At 74.9% G+C, this 21,261-nt stretch carries 14 protein-coding genes and 1 riboswitch; of the genes, 11 read left to right on the top strand and 3 right to left on the bottom strand.

The window, feature by feature from the left end:
• Window positions 1–330: 330 nt before the first annotated feature.
• Entirely contained in the window at window positions 331–1,599 is a 1,269-nt protein-coding gene (locus tag ACH4J0_RS16045; RefSeq protein ID WP_396240405.1) for a sensor histidine kinase, read from the top strand.
• 70 nt (window positions 1,600–1,669) lie between these two features.
• Here the strand turns inward: ACH4J0_RS16045 and ACH4J0_RS16050 are convergent, their stop codons facing one another.
• A complete protein-coding gene (locus tag ACH4J0_RS16050; RefSeq protein WP_396240459.1) occupies window positions 1,670–2,236 on the bottom strand; it encodes an SUKH-3 domain-containing protein in 567 nt (188 codons plus the stop codon).
• 73 nt (window positions 2,237–2,309) lie between these two features.
• Window positions 2,310–2,771 carry a YwqJ-related putative deaminase gene (locus tag ACH4J0_RS16055; protein ID WP_396240407.1) on the bottom strand — a complete coding sequence of 154 codons (462 nt, stop codon included), beginning with the start codon at window positions 2,769–2,771 and terminating at the stop codon, window positions 2,310–2,312.
• Between the two features lie 433 nt (window positions 2,772–3,204).
• Between ACH4J0_RS16055 and ACH4J0_RS16060 the strand changes: the two genes are divergently transcribed.
• The 7 genes from ACH4J0_RS16060 to ACH4J0_RS16090 all read left to right on the top strand — a co-directional run bounded on the left by ACH4J0_RS16060 (window position 3,205) and on the right by ACH4J0_RS16090 (window position 16,437).
• Complete coding sequence (locus tag ACH4J0_RS16060; protein ID WP_396240409.1) at window positions 3,205–4,353, top strand: Gfo/Idh/MocA family protein; 1,149 nt, start codon at window positions 3,205–3,207, stop codon at window positions 4,351–4,353.
• A complete protein-coding gene (locus ACH4J0_RS16065; protein WP_396240411.1) occupies window positions 4,350–5,468 on the top strand; it encodes a DegT/DnrJ/EryC1/StrS family aminotransferase in 1,119 nt (372 codons plus the stop codon). Before ACH4J0_RS16060 ends, ACH4J0_RS16065 begins: the two co-directional genes overlap by 4 nt.
• A gap of 63 nt (window positions 5,469–5,531) precedes the next feature.
• Complete coding sequence (locus tag ACH4J0_RS16070; protein ID WP_396240413.1) at window positions 5,532–6,533, top strand: SMI1/KNR4 family protein; 1,002 nt, start codon at window positions 5,532–5,534, stop codon at window positions 6,531–6,533.
• A 63-nt stretch (window positions 6,534–6,596) separates the two neighbouring features.
• Complete coding sequence (locus ACH4J0_RS16075) at window positions 6,597–9,377, top strand: SUKH-4 family immunity protein (RefSeq protein WP_396240415.1); 2,781 nt, start codon at window positions 6,597–6,599, stop codon at window positions 9,375–9,377.
• Between the two features lie 266 nt (window positions 9,378–9,643).
• A complete protein-coding gene (locus tag ACH4J0_RS16080; RefSeq protein WP_396240417.1) occupies window positions 9,644–11,059 on the top strand; it encodes a hypothetical protein in 1,416 nt (471 codons plus the stop codon).
• 608 nt (window positions 11,060–11,667) lie between these two features.
• Window positions 11,668–15,300 carry a transcription-repair coupling factor gene (gene mfd / locus ACH4J0_RS16085; protein ID WP_396240419.1) on the top strand — a complete coding sequence of 1,211 codons (3,633 nt, stop codon included), beginning with the start codon at window positions 11,668–11,670 and terminating at the stop codon, window positions 15,298–15,300.
• Between the two features lie 99 nt (window positions 15,301–15,399).
• On the top strand, window positions 15,400–16,437 hold the full coding sequence (locus ACH4J0_RS16090) for a MazG family protein (RefSeq protein ID WP_396240421.1): 1,038 nt from the start codon (window positions 15,400–15,402) through the stop codon (window positions 16,435–16,437).
• Window positions 16,438–16,441: 4 nt separating this feature from the next.
• Here ACH4J0_RS16090 and ACH4J0_RS16095 read toward each other — a convergent pair whose 3' ends face one another.
• On the bottom strand, window positions 16,442–16,867 hold the full coding sequence (locus ACH4J0_RS16095; RefSeq protein ID WP_396240423.1) for an SDR family NAD(P)-dependent oxidoreductase: 426 nt from the start codon (window positions 16,865–16,867) through the stop codon (window positions 16,442–16,444).
• 290 nt (window positions 16,868–17,157) lie between these two features.
• Here ACH4J0_RS16095 and ACH4J0_RS16100 point away from each other — a divergent pair, with 290 nt between their 5' ends.
• The 3 genes from ACH4J0_RS16100 (at window position 17,158) to eno (ending at window position 21,144) form a co-directional block, all read left to right on the top strand.
• The gene (locus ACH4J0_RS16100; RefSeq protein WP_396240425.1) at window positions 17,158–18,474 is read left to right on the top strand and encodes a cytochrome P450; all 1,317 of its coding nucleotides are present in this window, start codon (window positions 17,158–17,160) and stop codon (window positions 18,472–18,474) included.
• A gap of 210 nt (window positions 18,475–18,684) precedes the next feature.
• A riboswitch (cyclic di-AMP (ydaO/yuaA leader) is annotated at window positions 18,685–18,852 on the top strand.
• Between the two features lie 5 nt (window positions 18,853–18,857).
• Complete coding sequence (locus ACH4J0_RS16105; protein ID WP_396240427.1) at window positions 18,858–19,616, top strand: transglycosylase family protein; 759 nt, start codon at window positions 18,858–18,860, stop codon at window positions 19,614–19,616.
• A gap of 241 nt (window positions 19,617–19,857) precedes the next feature.
• The gene (gene eno / locus ACH4J0_RS16110) at window positions 19,858–21,144 is read left to right on the top strand and encodes a phosphopyruvate hydratase (protein WP_396240429.1); all 1,287 of its coding nucleotides are present in this window, start codon (window positions 19,858–19,860) and stop codon (window positions 21,142–21,144) included.
• Window positions 21,145–21,261 lie beyond the last annotated feature (117 nt).

A 21,261-nucleotide genomic window follows, 5' to 3' on the forward strand; every position in this document is an offset into this window, starting at 1 on the left:
AGTTGTCTGCGGCTGCGCCGGCGGCGAGGACGGTGGGGCTGTCCGCCGGGGTGGGGACCGGAGCGGTCACGGCTGGCTCCCTGTGGTGGTGGGGTTCGGCAACGGCTCATCGTCACAGGTCCACGCGCAGTGCGGCGGGTGTGACGCGTGCGGACCGCGCTGTCCGACGCGACCAGCATAGGTGGCGGGGCGGTTGCTGTCCGAGAGGTGGCCGGATGGCGGACAGGGCTGCCGAAAACCACCTGTGGTCTGGACCACTCTGGGGGTGCCGGGGGCGTACCGGGCAATCCCGGTGGGGAAGGGCAGGGGTTGCCGCTTAATCTTTGGGGCATGAGCAAGTCGCCTGGGGAGCGCGTGCCGGTCCGGTCGTTCTGGTGGTGGAAGCGGCGGCGCAGCGCCCTCCTCGACGTCGGGCTGGCGCTGCTCGCCGCGGTCGAGTGCTCGGCCAGCACGATCGCCTTCCTCTCCGCCCGGATCCACGTGAGCCTCGCGGGCGCGGTCGGGATCGCGGTGCTCGGCACGCTGGCGGGCGGTTCGCTGGTGGTGCGCCGGCGCTGGCCGGCCGTACCGGTGCTGGCGACCCTGCTGGTGACGCCCGGGATGCTGGGCGTGGTGCTGCTGGTGGTGTCGCTGTACACGCTGGCGGAGACCTGGGAGTGGCCCTCCCGGCGCCGCCGGGTGGTGGCGCTGGCCGGGCTGGCCTTCGCCGAGGCGGCGGCCGTGATCGCGGTGACGCTGATCCTGCCGGGCGACTCCCCGGTGGAGCAGCCGCCGCTGTGGATCCAGATCCTGTTCTCGCTGCTGGTGGCGGTCGGGCTGACCGTCGCCCCGGTGGTGACCGGCCTGTACGTGGGCGCGCGGCGGCGGCTGATCGAGTCGCTCAAGGACCGCGCGCACGGCCTGGAGACCGAGCTGGACCTGCTGGCCGAGCAGGCCCAGGAGCGCGCCCGCCGGGCCCGGCTGGAGGAGCGCACCCGGATCGCCAGGGAGATGCACGACGTGGTGGCGCACCGGGTCTCGCTGATGGTGGTGCACGCCGGGGCGCTGGAGCGAATAGCCGGCAAGGACCCGGAGAAGGCCGCGCAGAGCGCCAGACTGATGGGCGAGGTGGGGCGGCAGGCGCTCAACGAGCTGCGCGAGATCCTCGGTGTGCTGCGGATGGACGACGAGCGGCAGCCGGAGCCGGACTCACTGGCCGGGCTGCCCCGGCTGGTGGACCAGTCCCGGGCGGCCGGGATGGCGGTGACGCTCACGGTCAGCGGCAGCCGGCAGGAGTTCACCGGCGAGGCCGAGCAGACCGCCTACCGGCTCGTCCAGGAGGGACTGACCAACGCCCACAAGCACGCGGGCGGCGCCCAGGTGTCGGTGCTGCTGGCGTACGCGCCCAACGGGGTGCGGGTGGGCGTGGTGAACGCCTGCCCGGGCGGGGACCGGGGCGCGGCGCAGCTGCCCAGCGGCGGTAACGGGCTGGTCGGGATGCGGGAGCGGGTGATCGCGCTGGGCGGCACCTTCTCGGCCGGGCCGGAGGCGGACGGCGGGTTCCGGGTGGAGGCGGTGCTGCCGTCCCGACTGGCCGTCCGGAGCGACCGGCTCGGCTGAACGGCCGGCTCGGCGGTGCGGCCGGAGGTGCCCCCGGCTGGGTGGCCCGCCGTACTCCCCGGCCGAGCGGCTAGCCGTACTCCTCGGCGGTTCGCAGCCGTTCCGGGGCGGTGCCCAGGACGAGGGTGTTGATCGCCTGGTCGATGCCGTGGCCGAGGAACCACTCGCCGGTGTGGTCCAGGCTGTAGACCCGGCCCTCCTCGTCGACCGCCAGCAGTGCCTGGCCGTACGCCTCCTCGCCGAGCGGGGCGAGCTGGGTGCCCAGCGCCCGGCCGAGGTCGAACAGGGTGCGCGGCTGGTGCAGGCCGCACATCGGGTCGATCAGGAAGGGCGTGCGGGCCAGTTGGCGGCCCGGGCCGGACAGGTCGAAGGCGAGGCCGCCGAACTCGGCCCAGGCCTCCACGGCCGCCGGGAACACCGCGTGCGGGACGCCGCCGGGACCGCCGTACCCGGTCAGGGTGTCGGCCCACTCCTCGGCCTGCCGGATCTGCCAGCGGCCGGGGTGCCAGCCGGAGGCCTTGAGCTCGGCGGCGACGTCGGCGGGGAAGCGCGGGCGGGTCCGCCCGCCGCCGACCGCGGGCGGGGTGCCCGGGGCGAGCGTGGCCGGTGCGGGCGGGGGCGGGCTGGGCGGATTCAGGGCGTGCTCCGAGGGCTCGGGGACGGGGGGCGTACGAGGGGCTGCGGGGGCGGGCGTCCGGCGTGCGGACGGCTCAGCGCGCCGGCGGCCCGACGGCGACGCTCAGCACGGTGAAGTGCTCCAGCATCGGGGCGCAGGAGCGGCACGGCGGGGCGTGGGTGCCGTGCGCCGGATCGCCCTCCTCGCGGATCCGGAGGGTCGTCATCCGGGCCCCCTTGAGCGCCTTGCGGGCCTCGTGCAGGCTCATCGGCTTGCGGGCGGCGCGCTTGGAGCGCTTCCCGTCGACCGTGGTCAGGTACTGGGAGAGCAGGACGGCCTCCGGGCAGCGGCCGGTGAACCGCTCGCGGGCCTCGGCCGGCAGGGCGTCCAGGAACTCGCCGACCAGCGGGTGCAGGACCGGGCGCCGGTCGTCCTTGTCGCCGGCCAGGGTGTGCACCTCGCCGCCCTTGAGCGACAGCGCGGCGGCGACGGCGGGCAGCAGGCTGTCGCGGTGGTGGCGCAGCACGGGCGGGCCCGCCGGCTCACCGGTGGTCATGCGGTGCCCTCCTCCTCGTTCCTGGCGGTCCGGTTCCTGTCGGTCCCCGTGGGGTCCGGGGCAAGCCTGTCATTCGACACCGACAACCGCACAACCGGGGTGCGGGCCGGGCGAACACCCGTGCGGTTCCCGGCGGATCGCGCCCGCGCCCCACCGCATCCTGGCCGCACCCGGGCCCGGTCCGCACAGCCTCGTCATGACTTGTCCACCGATCCACCGGAACCGCCCCCGCCCCCGGTCCCCGGCCGGTACCGTTCCGGCAGCGAGCCGAGGGGCGCGGACGGCCGTGCGGACGGTCACCGGGACGGGTGCCGACCGGGCCGGGTCAGCTGCCCGCGCCGGACGTTGAGGCCGCCGGAGCGGGCGCGGGCCCGTCCCGGCGCCGGAGCCGTGGGGGGTCCCGCCGGACCCTCCCGTGAAGGGGGCCCGAGCGATGACGTCGCAGCAGTGGACGGCCGAGGCCGCCAACCAGGCGCCCGGCGGGCACGTGCCCACCCCGGGCGAGCCGCCCCGGCCGGTGCCGGAGCGGCCGGTGGGCCTCGCGGTGGTCGGGGCCGGCTACTGGGGGCCGAAGCTGGTCCGCAACGCCCAGCAAACCCCGGCGCTGCGGCTGCACTGGCTGTGCGACCTGGACGAGGCCAAGGCCCGTACCGTGCTGGGGGAGTACAGCACCGTCGGAGCGAGCGGCCGGTACGAACGGGTGCTGGCGGACGAGCGGGTCGACGCGGTCGCGGTGGCCACCCCGGCGGGCTCCCACTACCCGCTGGTGCGGGCCGCGCTGGAGGCGGGCAAGCACGTGCTGGTGGAGAAGCCGATCACCACCTCCGCCGCCGAGGCCGCCGAGCTGGTCGAACTGGCCGAGCGCGGCGGGTTGGTGCTGATGTGCGACCACACCTTCTGCTACACCCCTGCGGTCCGCCGGATCCGCGAGCTGGTGCAGGGCGGGGAGATCGGGGACGTCCAGTTCTTCGACTCGGTGCGGATCAACCTCGGCCTGGTGCAGCCGGACGTCGACGTGCTGTGGGACCTCGCCCCGCACGACCTGGCGATCCTGGACTTCGTGCTGCCGCCCGGGGTCGTCCCGGTCGGGGTGTCCGCCCAGGGCGCCGACCCGATCGGGGCCGGCCGCGCCTGCGTCGCGTACCTGACGGTCCGGCTCAGCAACGGCGCGCTGGCGCACTGCCACGTCAACTGGCTCTCCCCGACGAAGGTCCGCACCACGCTGATCGGCGGCTCCCGGCGCACCCTGGTCTGGGACGACCTCAACCCGCAGGCCCGGCTGGCCGTCCACGACCGCGGGGTCGACCTCACCCCGCCCGACCAGCTGACCGACGCCGTCCGGCACCGGGCGCTGATCTCCTACCGGGTCGGCGAGATGGTCGCGCCCGCGCTGGTCGAACAGGAGGCGCTGCGCAACGTGATGGCCGAGTTCGCCGCCGCCATCGTCGAGGGCCGGCCCCCGCTCACCGACGGACGGGCCGGGGTGCGGGTCCTGGAACTGCTGGAGGCGGCCTCGCTCAGCCTCGAACTCGGCGGCATCACCGTGCCGGTGGGCGTCGGCGACCGGGAGGCCGTCCGGTGACCGGGGCGATCCCCCTGGTCGACCTGGCGGCCGCGCACGCCGAGGTCGAGGCCGAGGTGCGGGCCGGCTTCGACCGGGTGCTGGCGAGCGGCGCCTTCGTCAAGGGCCCCGAAGTGGCCGCCTTCGAACGGGAGTACGCATCCTTCGTGGGGGTACGGCACTGCGTGGGCGCCGCCAACGGCACCGACGCCCTGGAACTGGCCCTGCGCGCCCTGGACCTGCCGCCCGGCGGCGCGGTGGTGCTGCCCGCCAACACCTTCGTCGCCACCGCCGAGGCGGTGCTGCGGGCCGGGCTGCGCCCGGTGCCGGTCGACGTCGACCCCGAGCACCTGCTGATCGATCCGGAGCGGGCCGCCGACGCGCTGCCCGGCGCGGTGGCGCTGCTGCCCGTGCACCTGTTCGGCCAGTTCGCGCCGATGGAGGCGCTGCTGGAACTGGCCGACGGCCGTCCCGTGGTGGAGGACGCGGCGCAGTCCCAGGGCGCCCGGCGCAACGGGCGCGGTGCGTACGGGCGGATCGCGGCGACCAGCTTCTACCCGGGCAAGAACCTCGGCGGCTACGGCGACGCCGGGGCGGTGCTCACCGACGACGCGGAACTCGCCGGCGCCGTACGGCTGATCGGTGACCACGGCGCGCGCGACAAGTACCGGCACGAGCGGTTCGGCTTCAACTCCCGGATGGACGCCCTGCAAGCCGTGGTGCTGCGGGCCAAGCTGCGCCGGCTGCCCGACTGGAACGCCGCCCGCCGCGCCGCCGCGGCCCGCTACGACGCGCTGCTCGACGGGGTGGAGGGGGTCGTACGGCCGGGCACCGCACCGGGCAACGAGCACGTCCGCCACCTCTACCCGGTGCGGATCGCCCGCGGCCGTGACGCCGTGCTCGCCGCGCTGCACGCCGCCGGGATCGGCGCGGGGGTGCACTACCCCGTCCCGGTGCACCTGCAGCCGGCGCTGCGCCGGCTCGGCCACCGCGAGGGCTCCTTCCCGGTCGCCGAGCGGGCCGCCCGGGAACTGCTCAGCCTGCCGCTGCACCCGCACCTCACGGAGGCACAGCAGCTGCGGGTCGTGGAGGTGTTGGAACGGGCCCTGGACGCGGGGGATCGGGCGGGCGGGTGAACCAATAGGCTGGTGCCCAGCAAGCGCACCGAAGAATTTGCAGCAGCCAGTGGGGGCTCCCAGATGACGACAGGTCGGCCCGGCGTCGCCGCCGCACCGAACGCGGCGTACGCAGGTCAGGTGGTGCAGTTCCCGGACCCGGTCCGCGCGGAGCGGCACCCGGCCGGGGTCCGGGTGGACGAGTCCGGCTACCCGGACTTCGGCCCGTACGCCGCCGCGGCGGCCGAGGTCGCCGACCCGCCGGAGGGCTTCGGCGTGGACGAACTGCGGCTGACCGACTACGTCTCGGCCAACGTCGCGCTGTTCACCCAGGGCCACCCGCTCTGGGCCGACCTGGAGACCGCCGTGGCGACCCCGCCCGGCTGGACCTGGCACCACGCGGTCGGCCGGGCCGCCCCCGGCTGGCGCCGGATGGAGCTCGTCCCGGTCGAGGTCAAGGCCCTGCTGCGGCACCACGGCGGCCTGGCCACCTCGCCCGCCGACCACTCCCGCCGCGGCACCCGCCCGCTCCAGGAGCGCCGGCCCGTCCACTTCTCGCTGGCCAAGGACGGCGCGGACCCGATCGGCGTCCCCGAGGACCTGGTGCAGCGCGCCGAGGAGCGCCTCGGCTACCGGCTGCCCGGCGCCTACCGCACCTTCCTCAAGCTGGGCGGCGGCCGCGGCCCGGTCGGCGTGGCGCTGGACACCGAGCTCGGCATGCTGCTCGACCAGCCGTTCCTCACCCTCACCGAGGAGTACGGCACCGAGGACGTCGTGTACGCCAACAAGTGCCTGCGCGACCACCTCACCAAGGACTACCTGGGCATCGCCTACGCGCAGGGCGGCATCATCGCGCTCAAGGTGCGCGGCGAGCGGACCGGCTCGGTCTGGTTCCACCTGTACGACGACGCCCGCGACTCCGGCGCGCCGGAGGCCCCGGAGGAGCGCTGCGCCCGGCTGCTGCTGCCCTGCGGGGACGACTTCGACGCCTTCCTGCTGCGGCTGGCCGGCAGCCCGCCGGAGCTGGAGACGGTCGCGGAGCTGATGGTGGACGGCGGGTTCGCCCGGGCCGTCCCGGTGGACTGACGTGACCGCGGGAACGGCGTTGAGGGAACGAGTGGGGACGACGGGGACAGGGGTGAACCGGGCGTGGTGACGTACGCGCAGGCGCAGGAGCTCGCCGAGGAGTGGATCAACGGCGGCGTGCCGCACGCGCAGCAGCGCGAGGTGCGGGTCCGGGAGTTCGACCTGGGCTTCGTCTGCTGGGCGGTGTCGCCCGCGGAGGCGGCGGCCGGTCCCGCCGGTGCCGGTGCCGACGGTGGGTCGGGCTCGGGCTCCGGTTCGGGTGAGGCGCGGCTGGTGATCGCCCGCGACTCGGGTGCCAGCACGCTGTGGCCCGCGCTGCCCGTCAACGAGGTGGTCCGGCAGTACGAGGAGGTGTACGGGCGGCCGGTCGCGGCCAACCCGGTCGGCGCGGCGAAGCCCGCGCCGGGGCCGGTGGAGGCCACCTCCTTCCTGCTCAGCCCGCCGCAGTGGCTGCAGGAGGCGGGGGCGGCGGCGATCGCGGCGGAGGCGGAGAAGCTGGGCGGCGGCGCTGCCCAGGCTCCGCCTGCCGCGGTTCCCGCTCCGGTTGCTCCGGTGACCGCCGGCGAGCGGCCCGCGCCGGTGCCGCCCGCGCCCGTCCCTCCGGTGCCGCCCGCGCCCGTCCCTCCGGTGCCGCACGCGGCCGCGGCGCCGCCCGCGCCCGCCGTGCTGACCGAACCGCCGGTCTCCGACCGCCCCGCCGGGGACGCGCCGACCATGCTGGCCCCGCCGCCCGGCGAGGAGCCGCTCGGCGCTCCGCGGCCGCCGGTCGCCGCGCCGGTGCCGCCGGTCGCGTCGAACCCGCCGGCCGCCCCCGTGCCGCCGGCCGCCCCGGCCGGTGCCGAGGCGGCGACCGTCCTGATGCCGGAGGGCCTGCGCACCTCCGGTTCGGACCTGCCCGACGCGCCCGCCCCCGCCGGGGCCGAGGCCGCGACCATGCTGATGCCCCCGGGTAGCGGTGGCTACGGCATGCCCCCGGTCCCGCCGGTCGGCGCCCAGCCCCCGAGCACCCAGCCCCCGACCGCCCAGCCCCCGACCGCGCCGCCCGCCGCCCCGCCGGCCCCGGCACCCGCCGCGGCCGTCGAACCGGCGCCGACGCTGCTCGCGTCGCCGGACGCCATGCCCGGCCTGATGGGCCTGCCGGGTGCCCCGGCGGCCCCGCCCGGCGCTCCGGTGGAGCAGGCGCCCACCATGCTCGCCACGCCCGGCACCCCGCCCGCCCCGCCGGTCGGCGGAGCCCCGGTGGAGCAGGCGCCCACCATGCTCGCCTCGGCCGGCGGGCTGGCCGGCCTGCCCGGCGCCCCCGGCCCCGCCGCCCCGCCCGTCGCCGCGGCCCAGGGCGGCCTCGGCCGTGGCCCGGGCTCGGCCCCGCCGCCGCCCCCGCCGGGTGCGCTGCGCGGTGGTGCGGCCGGCCCGTCCGGTTCGTCCGGCGCGGGCGGGCTGGGCCGTACCGGCGGGTCCGCCCCGCCGCCGCCCCCGCCCGCCGAGCTGCGGCACGCGCCGGGCTCCGGCGTGCCCGCCTCCGGCCCCGGCGGCCGTGCGGCCGGTTCGACCCCGCCGCCCCCGCCCCCGGCGGGCCTGCGTGCCGGTGCGGCCCCGGCTCCGGCCCCGCAGGGCGCGCCCGCCCCGCCCGCCGGGGTGGCGTACGAGGCGACCCAGCTGGCCGGTGCGATCGACCCGGCACTGCTCGGCGGACCGGCGGACCCGGGCACCCCGCCGTCCGGCGGCCCCGCCGTCCCGCCGCCGCCCGGCGGACCGGCCGCCCCCGCCGCGCCCGCGGCCGGGTACGGCTACCCGAACGCGGGCGCCGCGCCCGGCGTCGTCCCGCCGACCCCGGTCACCGGCCCGCCGCCGGGCGCGCCGGTGCCGCCCGGGGTGCCCGCGGTGGGCCCGGGCTACTTCGCCGCGCTCAGCTACCGGGGCCCGGACGGCTCGGAACAGAAGCTGCTGCACCGCAGCGAGCCCGGCACCCCGCACCCGGAGTGGAAGATCCTCCAGGACCTGCGCCGGTTGAACGTCCCCGCGGAGCAGGTGCTGGAGCTCTACACCGAGCTGGAGTCCTGCGATCTGCCCGGCGGCTACTGCAACCGCATGATCGCGGCTTCCTGGCCGAACGTGCGGCTGACCCACACCGCCCCGTACGGCTGTGACCACGCCTCCCGGCAGGCCGGGATGGCCGAGCTCCTGGACCACCTGGACGAGCTGCACCAGCTGGCCTCCGGTGCCCAGCGGGTCCGCCCGTTCCGGGCCCCGCTGCCCGCGCCCGGGTCGGTCCAGCCGCTGCCCCCGCTGCCGCCCCAGCAGCTCGCCCAGGAGCTTGGGACGGCCTTCGGGCAGAACCTGTTCCGCTACGAGCAGCGCGCCGTCTCCCGTCAGGGCGTGCCCGAGCCGGTGTCGCAGACCCTGATGTGGGCCGGGCTGCCGCGCGACTTCGGGCCGTTCTTCTGGGCCCAGGCGCAGGAGGGCCGGCCGATCCCGACGCTGGCCGAGCTGGCCGCCGAGCGCGGCCTGCCCGCGGCCGCGGACTTCGGCGGCTACCTGGTGCTCGGCAACGACTACGGCCGTCAGCTGTGCGTCCAGTACGGCACCGCGAACGTGGTCGCCGTGGACGTCGACGGAACCGGCCAGCCGCCGCGCTTCGTCAACACCGGTGTACCGGAGTTCGTCCGCTCGCTGGCCCTGTTGGGCCGGATGTGGCGGCTGCGGTACGGGCTGACGCCGGAGCAGGCCGGTCGCTGGACGACCGACTTCCAGGCGGAGCTCGCCGCGATCGACCCGGCGGCCCTGCAGTCCACGGACACCTGGTGGGCCGTGCTGCTGGAGCAGTTCTGGGACGGTCTGCTGTAGCGGACCGTCGCGGATCCTCGCAGGTGGGGAGGGGTCGTCCCGGTGTCCGGAACGACCCCTCCGGCACGTCCCGGCAGCTGTGCCTCGTTGGGGTTTCGTCCGGATCTGCGCAAAATAGGTCAAGAGGATGGGTCTATCCGTCCGGTCCTCGACGTATTCCGGTCCGCACGACGGTCGAATCCGGCCCCGGTCTCCCAACCGGTTCCGGATCCGGCCGTTCCGTCCGATCATGGGCTCCGCAGCCCGCGAAACGAGGGGAAGAGCCCATGAGCGACGCCGTCCCCCAGTACGGCTTCACCCAGGCCCGGCGCGGTTACGCGCCCGAGCAGGTCGACCGGGCGCTCGTCGCCCTGACCGCCCAGCGCGACGAGGCGTGGGAACGGTTGAGCGTCCTGGGAGCCGGGATCCGGCAGATGGAGACCCGGCTGGAGGCCATCCGCCGCGCCGCCGAGGAGGCCCCGGAGCCGGACTACCAGGTGCTCAGCGAGCAGGCCGCCGGGCTGGCCGAGATGGCCCGGAACGAGGCCCGCGCCGTCAAGGAGAAGGCCGAGCGCTTCGCCGAGGACCTACGCGACGAGGTGTACGAGCAGGGGCAGGCGCTCGCCAAGGCGGCCGAGGAGTACTCCGCCACCCTCCGCGCCGAGGCCGACGCGGCCGCCCGCCGCACCGACGAGCGCACCCGTGCCGAGGCCGAGGGCATCCGCGCCGACGCCGACCGGGAGAGCCGCGCCGCCCGCGACGGCGCCACCGCCTACGCCGCCAAGGTCCGGGTGGCCGCCGCCGAGGCCGGCGAGCACGCCGCGGCCGAGCTGGCCGCCAAGCGGCGCCAGGCCGACGAGGCCTTCGCCGCGGCCCAGGCCAAGGCCGACGCCGAGGAAGCCGAGGTCTCCGCGACCGCCGAGCGCCGGGTCAAGGAGGCCGAGCAGCACCGCGAGACCGTGCTGAACCGGATCAAGCAGTTGGAGACGGACGCCCAGGCCAAGGCCGACCAGCTGATCGAGCGGGCCCGCCGGGAGGCCGAGGAGATCAACGCGGAGAGCGAGCGCGAGCAGCGCGCGTTCGACGCCCGGCTGGAGACCGTGCAGCAGCACCTGGACCACATCAAGGCCACCCTGGCCTCGCTCACCGGCGCGGCGGTCGGGCAGATCGAGCCCGAGGTGCTCGCCGCCGCCGGGGCCGACGCGGCCCCGGTGGACGCGGCGGCCGATGTGGCGCCGGTGGACGCGGCGGCCGATGTGGCGCCGGTGGACGCGGCGGCCGATGTGGCGCCGGTGGACGCGGCGGCCGACGTGGCGCCGGTGGACTCCGAGGCGGACACCGGGGAGATCCCGGTGGCGGACCTGCGGAAGGCGGCGTCGGCCGGGACCGAGGCGGACGCCCCGGAGCAGCAGCAGAAGACGACGGCGGGGCGGCCGCCGGTGGTCGGCGGCTGCTCGGCCCTCTCCAGGGTCGCCGACGCCAGGGACACCGAGGACACGGAGGTGGTGACCGGTCCGGTCGTCCCGGCCTCGGTGCCGCCGAAGCCGGCCGGGCCGCCCCCGTCGGCGGTCGAGCGGGACGACGCGGGGGGCGGGGCCGGTGCGGACGGCGCCGAGGAGACCCGGATCGTCCCGAAGATCATCATCGTGGACGACGGCGCCGGCTACGCGGCCCCCAACACGGTGACCTACCGCCGCCGCTAGCGGCCGGCCGCGAGCCGTGCCCGCCGACCGGACGGGTGCGGACGTCCGGCGTGGCGCGCGGAGCGGGTGGACGAAGCGAAGAGGCCGAGACCCGTGGCGCCCTCCAGGAAAGGGCACCACGGTTCCCGGCGCTTGGGCGGGCGCCCCCACCCAGGGTCGCCCGGCCTCGCACCTCCGACCCCCATCGGGGGTGCGACGGTGCCGCCACAGCCATCCCCCACGGTTGGGTGCGACGGGCACGTTCACCATGGTGCGCGATCTCCATGGACGGCCAGTGACCGGAGTATGTCCAGTTCGTGGCGGAAGGCGGAGCCCGGCCCGGCCCGGTGCCCGGCCCGTTCGCCCACCGGTCGGCCGGTGTTCCGTCCAGTGGTTCGTCTGCGGTCGTGTCCCTGACAGTGCGCCGGGTACGCCCGCCGGTTCGTCCCCCGCGAGGTCCGGCGCCCTGACGGCGCGGTCCCGCCGGGCTCGTACGCCGCGTGCCCGTCCGCGCCGCGGCGTAGGCTGGAGACCCCCGGCCGCTCGGCGTGCCGGGCCGTTCGCGTTGCCCCGGCGGGCTCCTCGCCGCCCGGAGGCAGCACCAGCCACGGGACGAAGAAGAGACCCAGATGAGCCTGACCGGACTTCTCGATGTCGTCGCGCGGGACGCGGCGCTCGCCGAGGCGATCGAGGCGGCCACCGCCACCGGAGCCGCGGCCGGCGGCCGCCGCCACCTGGACCTGGTCGGACCGCCCGCCGCCCGGCCGTTCGCGATCGCCGCGCTGGCCCGCGCGCTGGCCGGGCGGGCCGCCGGTGACCGGGGCCGCCCGGTGCTCGCCGTCACCGCCACCGGCCGGGAGGCGGAGGACCTGGCCGCCTCGCTGCGCTCGCTGCTGCCCCCCGACGCGGTCGCCGAGTACCCGGCCTGGGAGACCCTGCCGCACGAGCGGCTGTCGCCCCGTTCGGACACCGTCGGCCGCCGGCTGGCCGTGCTGCGCCGGATCGTGCACCCGCGGGCCGACGACCCGGCGGCCGGGCCGGTGCAGGTGATCGTCGCCCCGGTCCGTTCGGTGCTCCAGCCGCAGGTCAAGGGGCTGGCCGAGCTGGAGCCGGTGGCCGTGCGGCGCGGGGAGTCACACGACCTGGAGGAGGTGGCCCGCCGGCTCGCCGCGGCCGCCTACGCGCGGGTCGAACTGGTCGAGAAGCGCGGCGAGTTCGCCGTGCGCGGCGGCATCCTGGACGTCTTCCCGCCGACCGAGGAGCACCCGCTGCGGGTGGAGTTCTGGGGCGACGACGTCGAGGAGATCCGCTACTTCAAGGTCGCCGACCAGCGCTCGCTGGAGGTCGCCGAGCACGGCCTGTGGGCCCCGCCCTGCCGTGAACTGCTGCTGACCGACGAGGTGCGCGCCCGGGCCGCCGAACTGTCCGCCGAGCAGCCCGGGTTGGCCGAGATCCTGGACAAGATCGCCGAGGGCATCGCGGTCGAGGGCATGGAGTCGCTGGCGCCGGTGCTGGTGGACGACATGGAGCTGCTGCTCGACGTGCTGCCGCTCGGCTCGGTCGCGGTGGTCTGCGACCCCGAGCGGGTCCGCACCCGGGCCGCCGACCTGGTGGCCACCAGCCAGGAGTTCCTCCAGGCCTCCTGGGTCGCCGCGGCGGCCGGCGGCGACCGGCCGATCGACCTGGAGACCATCGACGTCTCCGCCGCCTCGCTGCGCTCGCTCGCCGAGGTGCGCGAGCACGCCGCCGAGATCGGACTGCCCTGGTGGTCCGTCAGCCCGTTCGCGACCAGCGAGTCCTCGGTCGACACCATCCTCGAATTCGACGCCAACACGCTGACCCTCGGGATGCACGCCGTCGAGGCCTACCGGGGCGACACCGCCCGGGCGATCGCCGACGCCAAGGAGCGGCTGGCCGCCGACTGGCGGGTCGTCATGGTGACGGAGGGGCACGGGCCCGCCTCCCGCCTGGCCGAGGTGCTCGGCAACGAGGGCATCCCGGCGCGGCTGGTCGCCGACCTCGCCGAGGCGCCCACCCGGGACGTCGTCCACGTCTCCTGCGGCTCCATCGAGCACGGTTTCGTCGACGAGGCACTCAAGCTCACCGTCATCACCGAGACCGACCTGTCCGGCCAGAAGTCCTCCACCAAGGACATGCGCCGGATGCCGTCCCGGCGCCGCAACGCGATCGACCCGCTGGCCCTGGTGGCCGGCGACTACGTGGTGCACGAGGCGCACGGCGTCGGCCGCTACGTCGAGATGGTGCAGCGCACCGTCCAGGGCGCCACCCGCGAGTACCTGGTGCTGGAGTACGCCCCCGCCAAGCGCGGCCACCCCGGCGACCGGCTGTTCGTGCCGACCGACCAGCTCGACCAGGTCACCAAGTACGTCGGCGGCGAGGCCCCGACGCTGCACCGGCTCGGCGGCGCGGACTGGGCGAAGACCAAGCAGCGGGCCAAGAAGGCGGTCAAGGAGATCGCCGCCGACCTGATCAGGCTGTACTCGGCGCGGATGGCCGCGCCGGGCCACACCTTCGGCCCGGACACCCCGTGGCAGCGCGAGCTGGAGGACGCCTTCCCGTACGCGGAGACGCCGGACCAGCTGACCACCATCGCCGAGGTCAAGTCGGACATGGAGAAGTCCGTCCCGATGGACCGGCTGATCTGCGGCGACGTCGGTTACGGCAAGACCGAGATCGCGGTCCGTGCGGCGTTCAAGGCGGTGCAGGACGGCAAGCAGGTGGCGGTGCTGGTGCCGACCACGCTGCTGGTCCAGCAGCACTTCTCCACCTTCGCCGAGCGCTACGCCAACTTCCCGGTCACCGTGAAGGCGCTGTCCCGCTTCCAGACCGACAGCGAGGCCAAGGCCGTCCTGGAGGGGCTGTTCGAGGGCTCGGTGGACGTCGTCATCGGTACCCACCGGCTGTTCTCCTCCGAGACCAGGTTCAAGGACCTGGGCCTGGTCATCGTCGACGAGGAGCAGCGTTTCGGCGTCGAGCACAAGGAGCAGCTGAAGAAGCTGCGCGCCAACGTGGACGTGCTCACCATGTCCGCGACCCCGATCCCGCGCACCCTGGAGATGGCGGTCACCGGCATCCGCGAGATGTCCACCATCACCACCCCGCCGGAGGAGCGGCACCCGGTGCTGACCTTCGTCGGGCCGTACGACGAGAAGCAGATCTCGGCCGCGATCCGGCGTGAACTCCTGCGCGAGGGCCAGGTGTTCTACATCCACAACCGGGTGGAGTCGATCGACAAGGCGGCCGCCCGGCTGAAGGACCTGGTGCCCGAGGCGCGGATCGCCACCGCGCACGGGCAGATGGGGGAGACCCAGCTGGAGAAGGTCGTCGTCGACTTCTGGGAGAAGGAGTTCGACGTCCTGGTGTCGACCACGATCGTCGAGTCCGGCATCGACATCTCCAACGCCAACACCCTGATCGTCGAGCGCGGCGACACCTTCGGCCTCTCCCAGCTGCACCAGCTGCGCGGCCGGGTCGGCCGCGGCCGCGAGCGCGGCTACGCGTACATGCTGTACCCGCCGGAGAAGCCGCTCACCGAGACCGCGCACGAGCGCCTGGCCACCATCGCCCAGCACACCGAGATGGGCGCCGGCATGTACGTCGCGATGAAGGACCTGGAGATCCGCGGCGCCGGCAACCTGCTCGGCGGCGAGCAGTCCGGGCACATCGCGGGGGTCGGCTTCGACCTCTACATGCGGATGGTCGGCGAGGCGGTGGCCGAGTTCCGCGAGTCGCTGGCCAACGGCGGCGCGGAGCCGGAGGAGGAGCCGCTGGAGGTGAAGATCGAGCTGCCGGTCGACGCCCACGTGCCGCACGACTACGCGCCCGGTGAGCGGCTGCGGCTGCAGGCCTACCGTTCGATCGCGGCGGTCAACTCGGAGGCGGACATCCAGCAGGTCCGGGACGAACTCGTGGACCGCTACGGGAAGCTGCCCGAGCCGGTGGAGAACCTGCTGCTGGTCGCCGCACTGCGGCTGTACGCCCGGCGGTGCGGGATCTCGGACATCACCCTCCAGGGCCCGAACGTCCGCTTCGGCCCGGTGGAGCTGCGGGAGTCCCAGCAGCTGCGGCTGAACCGGCTCTACCCGCGCAGCCAGGTCAAGGCGGCGGCCCAGCAGCTGCTGGTGCCGCGGCCGAGCACCGGCCGGATCGGCGGCAAGCCGCTGGTCGGCCGGGAGCTGCTGGGCTGGTGCACCGAGTTCCTGTCGGCGATGTTCGACGACCTGGCGGGGGCCAGGAAGTAGCACCCGTCGGAGCGGCGGTCCGGGGCTGCGGCCCGGGGCCGCCGTTGCCGTACCGGGATCGGCAGGGCCGGGCACGGTCGCGGCGGGTAGGTTCGAGGTGTGACGACGAATGCTGTGCCGGCGAACGCTCCGGGCGCGAAGCTGATCCTGCTCACCACCACCCACCGGGTGGCCCCCGGGCTGCTGGCGTGGCCGGCCTGGGAGGCGCTGCGCTCCGCGGGGCGGGTGCTGGTGGCCGACGAGGCGCATCCGCAGGTGGCGGCGGTGCGGCAGGCCGGGGTGACGGTCGAGGCGGTGCCGGCCGGGTCGGCGCCGGCCCTGGCGCGGCTGCTGACCGGGCAGCCGGCCGGGGCCGGGCCGACGGTGTGGCTGGGCGGTCCGGACGGGGACCCGGGGCTGACGGACGCGCTGGCCCGCCTCGCGGTGGAGCACGCCGGCGAGGTGCCGGAGATCGAGGTGTTGCCGGGCTCCTACGACCTGCCAGGGGCGCGGCTGCTGGACCTCGCCTCGGTGATGGACCGGCTGCGCTCGCCCGGCGGCTGCCCGTGGGACGCCGAGCAGACCCACGAGAGCCTGGTGAAGTACCTGGTCGAGGAGGCCTACGAGCTGGTCGAGGCGATCGAGGAGGGGGACCGGGACACGCTGCGCGAGGAGCTGGGCGACGTGCTGCTCCAGGTGTTCTTCCACTCCCGGATCGCCGAGGAGCACCCCACCGGGCCGTTCACCATCGACGACGTGGCCGGGGACATCGTGGACAAGCTGGTGTACCGGCACCCGCACGTCTTCGGGGACGTCGAGGCCGGGGGCGCCGCCGAGGTGGAGGCCAACTGGGAGCAGCTGAAGGCGGCCGAGAAGGCGGACCGGGAGTCCGTCCTGGACGGCGTGCCGGCCGGTCTGCCCGCGCTGGCGTACGCGGCGAAGCTGGTGTCCCGGGTGCGCCGGGCGGGCTTCACGGAGGTGCCGGACGAGCCGTACGAGCTGCCGGCCGAGCTGACCGCGGAGTCGGCGGGCCGGCTGCTGCTCGCGGTGGCGCAGCGGGCGCACGACGCCGGGGTGGACGTGGACGCGGCGCTGCGCTCGGCCGCGCGCGGCTACCGGGACGCGGTGCGCGCGGCCGAGGGGCTCGAGCCCGCGTAGCGGTTCAGGCGGCCGTGGCGGTGCTCTCGACGGGGCGCCGCTGCGGCGGCACAAGTTCGCCGATGGCCTCGCCGATCAGGGCGACCAGTTCGGCGAGGCGTTCGAGGTCGAGGTGGTCGGGCAGGTCGGCGAGGGAGACGATCCGCTCGCCCTTCGGGCCGGCGACGCAGAAGAGGTCGATCGGCCCGAGGTGCTTCTCGGCGGTGTCGACCAGGGCGGCGACGTCGCTGGGCCGACGGATGTCGCCGCAGACGCCCACCACGGGGCAGCCCGGCCGGTCGAGTTCGGCGGCGAGGTCCTCGGCGATCCCGACGTGCTGGTCGGCGATCAGCATCCCGGCGGCGCCGGCCGAGGTCAGCCGGCGGGCCAGGTCGGCTCCCGAACCGCCGTCGAGTACCGCGATGACGACGACTGCTCCGCTGACCCGCATGGTCTGCTCCTCCCTGTGGGCGACACCGCACCGGCGCCCACGCGTACTGCGGAGGATCGTAGGCACGTCCTGACCCTCCGCAACAGGGATTACCCCGCAGGTGACCAGGCTCACGCCTGCCGCCCGGCCAAGAGCTGTCCAAGGGCCGTCCACCGGGCGTCCACGGGGCGTCCACGCGGTGTTGGTGTGCCGCCGGCCCGCCGTTCACAAACGGTTCGCGAACCGGTGACGGAGCGGCGGCGTCCCGGAGGTCGGCCGGGCGGCCCCGGTCCAGCGGTTACGGTCGACCCATGCCAGCTCAGCCCGACGGCGCCCAGCCCGCCGCCCACCCCGCCCTGCAGCTCTTCACCTGGGAGTTCGCGGCCGACCCGTACCCCGCCTACGCCTGGCTGCGCGAGCACGCCCCGGTGCACCGCACCAAGCTGCCGAGCGGGGTGGAGGCCTGGCTGGTGACCAGGTACGCGGACGCCCGGCAGGCGCTCGCGGACAGCCGGCTGTCGAAGAACCCGGCGCACCACAGCGAACAGGCGCACCGCACCGGCCGGGTGGGCATCCCGGGGGAGCGGCAGGCGGACCTGATGACCCACCTGCTGAACATCGACCCGCCGGACCACACCCGGCTGCGCCGGCTGGTGTCGAAGGCGTTCACCCCGCGCCGGGTGGCCGAGTTCGAGCCGCGGGTGCAGCAGCTGACCGACCGGCTGATCGACGGCTTCGCGCAGCGCGGCTCGGCGGACCTGATCCACGAGTTCGCCTTCCCTCTCCCCATCTACGCGATCTGCGACATGCTGGGCGTGCCGGCCGAGGACCAGGACGACTTCCGCGACTGGGCCGGGATGATGCTGCGGCACACGAAGCCGGGCCACGGCGGCAGCCAACGCGGCGGCGTGGGGCGGGCGGTGAAGCGGATGCGGGCCTACCTGCTGGAGCTGATCCACCGCAAGCGGGCGGACCTCGGCGACGACCTGATCTCGGGCCTGATCCGGGCGAGCGACCACGGCGAGCACCTGACCGAGAACGAGGCCGCCGCGATGGCCTTCATCCTGCTCTTCGCCGGGTTCGAGACGACGGTCAACCTGATCGGCAACGGGACGTACGCGCTGCTGCGCAACCCGGACCAGCGGGCGCTGCTGCAGGAGTCGGTGGCCCGCGGCGAGACGGCGCTGCTGGAGACCGGGATCGAGGAACTCCTGCGCTACGACGGGCCGGTGGAGCTGGCGACCTGGCGGTTCGCGACCGCGCCACTGACCATCGGCGGAGTGGAGATCCCGGTCGGCGACCCGGTGCTGGTGGTGCTGGCGGCGGCGGACCGCGATCCGGCCCGGTTCGCCGACGAGAACACCCTCGACCTGGCCCGGAGCGACAACCCCCACCTGGGCTTCGGGCACGGCATCCACTACTGCATCGGCGCCCCGCTGGCCCGGCTGGAGGGGCGGTCCGCGCTGGCCACACTGCTCTCCCGGCTGCCCGATCTGCGGTTGGCCGAAAGCCCGGACGACCTGCGCTGGCGGGGTGGCCTGATCATGCGTGGATTGCGCGAACTTCCGGTCGAATTCAGTCCGGAGCGTCGCTCCCCGCACGCCGTTCCTGAGGCTCCGACACGCTGATCCGGCATCGGTTACAGCGCGCTGACGCCGGTGTGAACGCCCATCAAACCGGACAAAGCCCCGCCGTTGGTAGGCGATCGAACACGGGCCGTAATTCTGGTGTGATGTCGACGATATGAGCTTGTGATCGGTCTGAGGATCTGTCTAGTCTCCCTGGAGTCCGCAGCTGCGGACCCCGTGCGCGGAACGCCGAATCCTGCCCGCCGCGCCACGGGAAACCGACCAGACCCTGGGCAGGGGCGGGGGAACCAGGTTTGTTGCCGTTCCTCCACGGCTTGGGGTGAAGCCGCCCAAGCGGAATCGTTTCCGCCGACGGCGGCCGGGCCACCTCCCGGTCCGAACCCGACAGCTCACCTCGCAGGCGTGCGGAGAGGGACCTCTTCATGCTGCTCGTTGGAAACGGCCGTCATCGTCGTCGCACCCAGACCGAGAAGGCCATCGCCGTCGCCGGGGTGGCCGGCGTCGGACTCGCGCTGCCGCTCCTGACCGCCACCGGCGCCTCCGCCGCCCCGGCCTCCTCCTGGGACTCCGTCGCCCAGTGCGAGAGCGGCGGCGACTGGAGCATCAACACCGGCAACGGCTTCTACGGCGGCCTGCAGTTCACCTCCAGCACCTGGAAGGCGTACGGCGGCACCGCCTTCGCGCCGCAGGCCAACCAGGCCAGCCGGGCGCAGCAGATCTCGGTCGCCGAGAAGGTGCTCGCCTCGCAGGGCCCGGGCGCCTGGCCGGTCTGCTCCCAGAAGGGCAGCCTGAGCAAGGGCGGCGCCCCGGCGGCCGTGGACACCTCCTCGGACACCAAGGCGCAGTCCGCCCCCAAGCAGCAGGCGCCGAAGCAGCAGGCCCCCAGGGCCGCCGCGAAGCCGGTGCAGCAGTACGCGCCGAAGCACGCCGCCCCGATGAAGCCCGCCGAGCAGCCGGTCCAGCAGTACACCCCGAAGCACGCCGCCCCGCGCGCCGCCCAGCCGGCCCCGGCCGCGCAGACCGGCCACGACTACACCGTCCGTTCCGGTGACACCCTGTCGGGCATCGCCGCCGCCCAGGGCGTGTCCGGCGGCTGGCAGGCGCTGTACGACGGCAACCGCGGCACCGTCGGCGGCGACCCGAACCTGATCGTGCCGGGCCAGGTCCTGCACCTCGGCTGAGGCCTGACGAAGGGGCCGGCCGACCGGGCGGCCCCTTCGTCCGCCTTCGCCCGTCCCGGTGGGACAAGCTGGGACAAGCAGGTGAACTACCGGTGGGTAGCGGGGCCACACGCTGAGACGGAGCCGAGGTCGACGTGGTCCCGGGAGCCCGGGCGGTTAGGCTCTGGTCGTAACGACTCCGCAATCCTCCGGCCGACAGCGCCACCGTCAGCCGGACCCTGCTTCCGCAAGGAGATGCCTCGTGCCGTCCATCGATGTCGTCGTAGCCCGTGAGATCCTCGACTCCCGCGGCAACCCCACGGTCGAGGTCGAGGTCGGCCTCGACGACGGCAGCACGGGTCGTGCCGCTGTTCCGTCGGGTGCCTCGACCGGCGCCTTCGAGGCGCTGGAGCTGCGCGACGGTGACAAGAACCGCTACTTCGGCAAGGGCGTGGAGAAGGCCGTCCTGGCCGTCATCGAGCAGATCGGCCCTGAGCTGGTCGGCTACGACGCCACCGAGCAGCGCCTGATCGACCAGGCCATGCTCGACCTGGACGCCACCCCGGACAAGTCCTCGCTCGGCGCCAACGCCATCCTGGGCGTCTCGCTGGCCGTCGCGCACGCCGCCTCCGAGGCCAGCGACCTGCCGCTGTTCCGCTACCTGGGCGGCCCGAACGCGCACGTCCTGCCGGTCCCGATGATGAACATCCTCAACGGCGGCTCGCACGCGGACTCCAACGTCGACATCCAGGAGTTCATGATCGCCCCGATCGGCGCGGAGTCCTTCTCCGAGGCCGTCCGCTGGGGCGTCGAGGTCTACCACACCCTCAAGGGCGTGCTGAAGGAGCGCGGCCTGTCCACCGGCCTCGGCGACGAGGGCGGCTTCGCGCCGAACCTGGACAGCAACCGCGAGGCCCTCGACCTCATCACCGAGGCCATCCAGAAGGCGGGCTACGTGCCGGGCCGCGACGTCGCGCTCGCCCTGGACGTCGCCGCCTCCGAGTTCTTCAAGGACGGCGCCTACCAGTTCGAGGGCAAGGCCCTCTCGGCCGCCGAGCTCATCGAGTACTACGCCGAGCTGGTCGACGCCTACCCGCTGGTCTCCATCGAGGACCCGCTGGACGAGTCGGACTGGGACGGCTGGAAGGCCATGACCGTCAAGCTGGGCGACAAGGTCCAGCTGGTCGGCGACGACCTGTTCGTCACCAACCCGGCCCGCCTGGCCAAGGGCATCGAGACCGGCACCGCCAACGCGCTGCTGGTGAAGGTGAACCAGATCGGCTCGCTGACCGAGACCCTGGACGCCGTCGAGCTGGCCCAGCGCAACGGCTACCGCTGCATGATGTCGCACCGCTCCGGCGAGACCGAGGACGTCACCATCGCCGACCTGGCCGTCGCCACCAACTGCGGCCAGATCAAGACCGGTGCCCCGGCCCGCTCCGAGCGCGTCGCCAAGTACAACCAGCTGCTGCGCATCGAGGAGATCCTCGACGACGCCGCCGAGTACGCCGGCCGCGGCGCCTTCCCGCGGTTCAAGCACGAGGGCTGAGACGCCGCACCAGCGCACGCCTGACCGGTGCCCCGCCGCACACCCCGTAGGGTGGACGGCGGGGCACCGTCGCGACCAGGAGGGGATACGGGAGATGGCTGGCTGGAGGATCCCGGG

The organism is Kitasatospora sp. NPDC017646 (assembly GCF_044329365.1).
Taxonomy (GTDB): domain Bacteria; phylum Actinomycetota; class Actinomycetes; order Streptomycetales; family Streptomycetaceae; genus Kitasatospora.

Excerpts from the sequence above, each read along its gene's own strand:
- ACH4J0_RS16100 (WP_396240425.1), top strand. The coding sequence starts at position 17,158 with ATGCCAGCTCAGCCCGACGGCGCCCAGCCCGCCGCCCACCCCGCCCTG.
- ACH4J0_RS16080 (WP_396240417.1), top strand. The coding sequence starts at position 9,644 with ATGAGCGACGCCGTCCCCCAGTACGGCTTCACCCAGGCCCGGCGCGGT.
- ACH4J0_RS16045 (WP_396240405.1), top strand. The coding sequence starts at position 331 with ATGAGCAAGTCGCCTGGGGAGCGCGTGCCGGTCCGGTCGTTCTGGTGG.
- ACH4J0_RS16060 (WP_396240409.1), top strand. The coding sequence starts at position 3,205 with ATGACGTCGCAGCAGTGGACGGCCGAGGCCGCCAACCAGGCGCCCGGC.
- ACH4J0_RS16070 (WP_396240413.1), top strand. The coding sequence starts at position 5,532 with ATGACGACAGGTCGGCCCGGCGTCGCCGCCGCACCGAACGCGGCGTAC.
- mfd (WP_396240419.1), top strand. The coding sequence starts at position 11,668 with ATGAGCCTGACCGGACTTCTCGATGTCGTCGCGCGGGACGCGGCGCTC.
- ACH4J0_RS16095 (WP_396240423.1), bottom strand. The coding sequence starts at position 16,867 with ATGCGGGTCAGCGGAGCAGTCGTCGTCATCGCGGTACTCGACGGCGGT.
- ACH4J0_RS16105 (WP_396240427.1), top strand. The coding sequence starts at position 18,858 with ATGCTGCTCGTTGGAAACGGCCGTCATCGTCGTCGCACCCAGACCGAG.
- ACH4J0_RS16055 (WP_396240407.1), bottom strand. The coding sequence starts at position 2,771 with ATGACCACCGGTGAGCCGGCGGGCCCGCCCGTGCTGCGCCACCACCGC.